Source organism: Martelella sp. UBA3392 (genome assembly GCF_002358775.1).
Taxonomy (GTDB): domain Bacteria; phylum Pseudomonadota; class Alphaproteobacteria; order Rhizobiales; family Rhizobiaceae; genus Martelella; species Martelella mediterranea.
The window spans coordinates 1-5,090 of the sequence record NZ_DEPM01000180.1; the positions used below are offsets into that span (position 1 = coordinate 1).

At 63.7% G+C, this 5,090-nt stretch carries 4 protein-coding genes; 2 read left to right on the forward strand and 2 right to left on the reverse strand.

Going from position 1 to position 5,090, the window contains the following annotated elements; all coding sequences use genetic code 11:
• On the forward strand, window positions 1-996 hold a 996-nt coding region (locus B4E36_RS13980; protein ID WP_345900480.1), incomplete at its 5' end, for a Gfo/Idh/MocA family oxidoreductase.
• Between the two features lie 79 nt (window positions 997-1,075).
• Here B4E36_RS13980 and B4E36_RS13985 read toward each other — a convergent pair.
• Window positions 1,076-1,831 (reverse strand): Crp/Fnr family transcriptional regulator, encoded by a 756-nt coding sequence (locus tag B4E36_RS13985; RefSeq protein ID WP_292058099.1) that lies wholly within the window; start codon window positions 1,829-1,831, stop codon window positions 1,076-1,078.
• Between the two features lie 317 nt (window positions 1,832-2,148).
• On the opposite strand from B4E36_RS13985, the gene B4E36_RS13990 reads away from it, so the two are divergent.
• On the forward strand, window positions 2,149-3,216 hold the full coding sequence (locus B4E36_RS13990; RefSeq protein ID WP_292058097.1) for a glycosyltransferase family 4 protein: 1,068 nt from the start codon (window positions 2,149-2,151) through the stop codon (window positions 3,214-3,216).
• Window positions 3,217-3,229: 13 nt separating this feature from the next.
• Here the strand turns inward: B4E36_RS13990 and B4E36_RS13995 are convergent, their stop codons facing one another.
• On the reverse strand, window positions 3,230-4,750 hold the full coding sequence (locus tag B4E36_RS13995; protein WP_292058095.1) for an aldehyde dehydrogenase (NADP(+)): 1,521 nt from the start codon (window positions 4,748-4,750) through the stop codon (window positions 3,230-3,232).
• Window positions 4,751-5,090: the final 340 nt, after the last annotated feature.

Sequence of the window (5,090 nt, forward strand, 5' to 3'; positions counted from 1 at the left end):
AGCGTGGTGGCGGGCGTCGATCCGCGCGCCGAGGTGCTCGCCGCATTCTGCGACCGGCACGGGATCGAAGGCCGCTACGCCACGCTTGCCGACGCGATCGAGCAGTGCGAATTTGATGCCGCCTCGGTGGTGACGCCCGACGGCCTGCATTATGCCACCACCATGCCGCTGATTGCCGCCGGCAAGCATGTGCTGTGCGAAAAGCCGCTGAGCACCGATTACGCCTTCGCCTCCGAGATGGCCTCGGCCGCGGAGGCTGCCAGCATCGTCAACATGATCAATCTCAGCTACCGCAATGTTGCCGCCCTGCAGAAGGCGGCGGACATGATTGCCGCGGGCGAGATCGGCGCGGTGCGTCATTTCGAGGCCTCATATCTTCAGAGTTGGCTGACGCAGTCCGTCTGGGGCGACTGGCGCACCGAGCCCGGCTGGCTGTGGCGGCTTTCCACCGCGCATGGCTCCAAGGGCGCGCTTGGCGATGTCGGCATCCATATCGTGGATTTCGCCACCTTTGCCGCCGGCTCCGCGCCGCATTCGGTCTCCTGCCGCACCGCCGTGTTCCACAAGGCGGAGGGCGACAGGATCGGCGAATACACCCTCGACGCCAATGACAGCTTCGTGATGCATATGGACCTCGCCAATGGCGCGATCGGCACGATCACGGCATCGCGTTTCGCCTCCGGCCACCACAATGACCTCCGCCTCCGGATTTACGGCGACAAGGGCGGGCTGCAGGTGTTGTTCGAACGCGGCGAAAGTCATTTGCGCGCGGCCATCGGCCCGGATGCGCTCGCAAAGGAGGAATGGAGTGATATCGACTGCCCGCCGGTCGCCACCATCTACCAGCGCTTCATCGCCGCGATCCGCGGCGAGGCGCCGGCCGATCCGACCTTCCTGCGCGGCGCGGAACTGCAGCAGGTTCTCGACCTCGCCGGCCGCTCCCAGGAGATGGGCAGCCGTTCCCTGACGCTTGAGGCTTTAGCGGAATCGCCATGAAACCGTTCCGCCCAGGTCAAATTAACTGAATTTCAGTTCATTTGACCTGACGGTCTGAAAACAAAGGGATTCTACATATTCAGGCCACGATCGGCGTTCCGTCGGGAAACCAGGATGTGTCGAGTTTGGTATGGCGGTCGGAGAAGTCGCAGATGCGCTTCATCCGGTCCTCCTCGAGGATTTCCACCGAGCCGTTGGAGCGGCGGATCAGGCCGTCCTTTTCGAGCGCCGTGAAACTGCGGCTGACATAGACATTGGTCAGCCCCAGAACGTCGGAAATCTCGGTCTGGTTTAGCGGCAGACGGAAGGTCGTGGTCATCGTCGTGTTGGTGATGCGCAACCGGGCCTGGAGATCGAGCAGCAGATAGGCGATCCGCTCGCGCGCGCTCATGCGACCGATGGCGCGCAGGAAATCGATCATGATCACCTGGTTGCGCACCGCAAGCGCGAACAGCAGCGCGGCAAGCTGCGGCGCGCGCTTGAACACCTCGTCGAGATCCTTTTTCGGAAACGGGCAGAGCCGGACGTCTTCGGCGGCTCTCAAGACCGTCGTGCGTTCGGTAAAGGCGATATCGGGAAAACCGACGATATCGCCCGGGTGGTGGATCTCCACGATCTGCCGGCGGCCATCCTTCAGGTCGGCATAGCTATAGAGCCAGCCCTTCTTAACCACATAGAGGTGAATATTCTGGTCGCCCTCTTGATAGACCTCGTCATTCTTGGCGAAATCCCTTTCCTCGCGTTCGAAGCGGGCGATGCTCTCAAGCGAGGCCTCGTCGAGTTCGGCATAATGCGAGAGCTTCTGGGCCAGACAGCTTTTCGTGTGCGCGTTCATCTTTCCAAAACCTTCCGGCAGAGCGACTGTGGTGACATGCTCGCTGCCACTGCAATTATGGCCGAATGATGGCGACGACTGCAATCATCATGCTCGGTTGAGGCGATACTTTATGCGCGCCGTCCTCGTTTTCAACGCAATTTTCGACGATTTGTAACCAGTTTAATGCGCGCCTTTTCTAAACAGTACAGGTACATGACAAACGAGGAGGGCCTGATGTCGGAACTGCCATCGGGTCAAAAGAAGCACTTCGCGGCCGGGCGGGTCCTGTTGATCGCGAAAATCCTTCAAAACGAACAAAGAAAGGAGGCACTCTCATGTCCTCCGCCATTGCCGTTATAGACCCATATTGCCTTACGCCCTACACGCTCGGCTCGCTGGAAGCCGGCGCGCTCAGCGGCGCGGAATCCATTGCCATGCGCGTTGCAAGAGCCCATGGCAGGAACTTCCGGTTTCATTTCTACCAGAACGGCCGCATCGATATCGACCGCGATGCCTGCGGCTTCTACCGACCGCTCGCGTCGCTGAAGGCGGACGACCTCGCGGGCGTTCAGGCGATCGCGGTGGTCAGTTCATGGAAATCGGCGCTGAAGGCGCGCAAGCTCAATGCGCATTGCCCGATCTTCCTCCGGCTTCATTCCAACCCGGGGCGGCACAACCGCCGCATGGGCGAGGCGCTTGCCGAGGCCTGCATCGAGATCGTCTGCGTCTCTCATGCGCATGCGCGCCATGTGAGCGAATTTCTGAGCGCGGAAAACGACAGGCTGCCGAAGATCACCACGATCTACAACCCGGTCGATGATCATCTCGCACCCGATGACACGCCGCGCGACGTGAACCGGCTGTTCTTTCCCGGCACGCCGCTCAGGGGAATTTCTGAGGTTCTCGCCAAGTTCGAACGGCTCCGCCAGCAACGCCCCGAGCTGAAGCTCGATATCGCCGAGGACGGCAACAAGATCTGGCCGGATGGCGTGCCGCCGGTCGGCGTCACCTTTCTGGGGCGGCTCGATCATGGCGAGATGATTGACCGGATGCGCCGGTCGCTTTGCGTCTTCTATCCCCAGACGCGGTTCTTCGAGCCCTTTGGCCTGCCGTTGGCCGAGGCCAATGCGGTCGGCACGCCGGTGCTCGCGGATGAGGGGCTGGCGGTCAATCACGAAATTCTGGGCGGCGACGGCCAATGCGTCGACACCGGCGACATCGCCGCGATTGTCAGCCGGCTCGACGCCTGGCGCGAGACGCCGCCGAAGGTTACGGCCGCGCCGCATTACCGCATATCCCATATCGCCGAGTTGTGGCGGCAGAAGCTGACCGGGTCGCTTCAGTCGCCGCAGGGCGGCCCCGTGCCCATGGATGCCGCGGCGGCAGCGCCCGCTTCGCGGTAGCTGCCGCTCCTCTCTAACCAGTATGCCTCAGATCTTCCGGCAGCAGCGCCGCCGGCATGTTCTGGTAGCAGACCGGCCGCAGGAAACGGCGTATCGCCATGGTGCCGACCGAGGTGCCGCCGAAATTGGTGGTGGCCGGGTAGGGCCCGCCATGGATCATGGCATCGGCAACAGCGACCCCGGTGGAGAAACCGTTGGCGAGCAGCCGGCCGGCCTTGCGCTCCAGCACCGGCAGCAGCGAGCCGGCGAACTCGGCGTCATCATGATCCATGTGCAGCGTGCAGGTCAGCTGGCCCTCCAGCCGCTCGGCGACCGCCCGCATCTCCTGGGCGTTCGACGCCACGACAATGATGCCGAGCGGGCCGAAGACCTCATGGGCGAGCGCCGGGTTTTCAATGAATGCCGCGGCGGAAACCTTGTAGAGCGCGGGCGCGGCCTTGCGCCCATCCGCCTCCAGTTTGACCAGCGTCTCGACCCCGGATGCATGGGCAACCGCATCGCTCCCCTTGCGGAAGGCCTCGGCTATGCCGTCGGTCAACATCGTGCCCGCGCCGACCCTGCCAAGCTCCTCTGCCGCCTCTTCGGCGAACCGGTCGGCCTCGGGACCGGCCAGCGTCACCATCAGGCCCGGATTGGTGCAGAACTGGCCGACGCCCATGGTCAGCGAGCCGGCCCAGCCCTTGGCGATCTCGCTGCCGCGATTGGCGAGCGCGTCCGGCAGCAGGAAGTTGGGATTGACCGAGCCGAGCTCGCCGAAGAACGGGATCGGCTCATCGCGACGGGCGCAAAGATCGAACAGCGCCTTGCCGCCGGCAAGCGAGCCGGTGAAGCCGACCGCCTTGATCAGCGGGTGGGTGACGAGCATCGTGCCGGCCTCGTGCGAGGCGCCCTGAAGCAGGGAGAACACGCCCGGATGAATGCCGCATTTCTCCGCCGCCGCCGCAATCGCCTCGGCCACGATCTCGCCCGTTCCGGGGTGGGCGGGGTGGCCCTTGACCACCACGGGGCAACCGGCGGCGAGGGCGGAAGCGGTGTCGCCGCCGGCCGTTGAAAACGCCAGCGGGAAATTCGAAGCGCCGAACACGGCCACGGGGCCGATCGGGCGCTGGATCATCTTCAGATCGGGCGAGGGCGGCGTCGCCTCGGGATTGGCGGCGTCATGCCTGCGGTCGAGATAATCGCCGTCCAGAATGTGGCGCGCGAACATGCGGAGCTGACCCGTCGTGCGGCCGCGCTCGCCTTCAAGGCGGGCTTCCGGCAGGCCGGTTTCCGCCATGGCGATCGCGGTGATGTCGCTGCCGCGCTTTTCGATCTCGTCGGCGATCTTGTTCAGGAATTCGGCGCGGGTTCGGCGTGAGGTGTAGCCATAATCCCAGAACGCGGCTTCGGCGGCCTTCACCGCCTCGTCCACCAGCGCCTCGTCGGCTTCGAAATATTCGAGCGGCTTTCCGGTCATCGGCTGTGAGGTGAAGCGTTTGGCGGTTTCTTTCCATTCGCCGCCGATCAGGTGCCGGCCATGTGGTTCGAAAGTCATAGATGTCTCCATTCAGATGAGGTCGCGGTGCGCGATCTCCGCCGTCAGCGCGTCAAGTCGACAGTCGGACGTGCGCTGACCCGGCCGCGACCCTCGTCAGTGTTGTGGGGCAAAACCTCACCCCGGGATGCAGCCCGCCAAAGATACAGCGACAACAGTTTCGGCCTCCGGATTGTTCCACCTTGCGGCCCGACAAGGTCCGCTGCGGCGGCCGATTATGCTCATTCCGGCCACGCGCGCAATCGGCCTGCAACAATGCGCAAAATGGCGCCGGACGCAAGCGCTTCCGGCGGTGCTGGCGTCCGGGAGCTCTATTTTCGCATGAACTGTGCGGGCCAGT

What these genes read in the sequence shown, in the direction of transcription:
- B4E36_RS13985 (WP_292058099.1), bottom strand. Translation starts at nt 1,831, where the DNA reads ATGAACGCGCACACGAAAAGCTGTCTGGCCCAGAAGCTCTCGCATTAT.
- B4E36_RS13990 (WP_292058097.1), top strand. Translation starts at nt 2,149, where the DNA reads ATGTCCTCCGCCATTGCCGTTATAGACCCATATTGCCTTACGCCCTAC.
- B4E36_RS13995 (WP_292058095.1), bottom strand. Translation starts at nt 4,750, where the DNA reads ATGACTTTCGAACCACATGGCCGGCACCTGATCGGCGGCGAATGGAAA.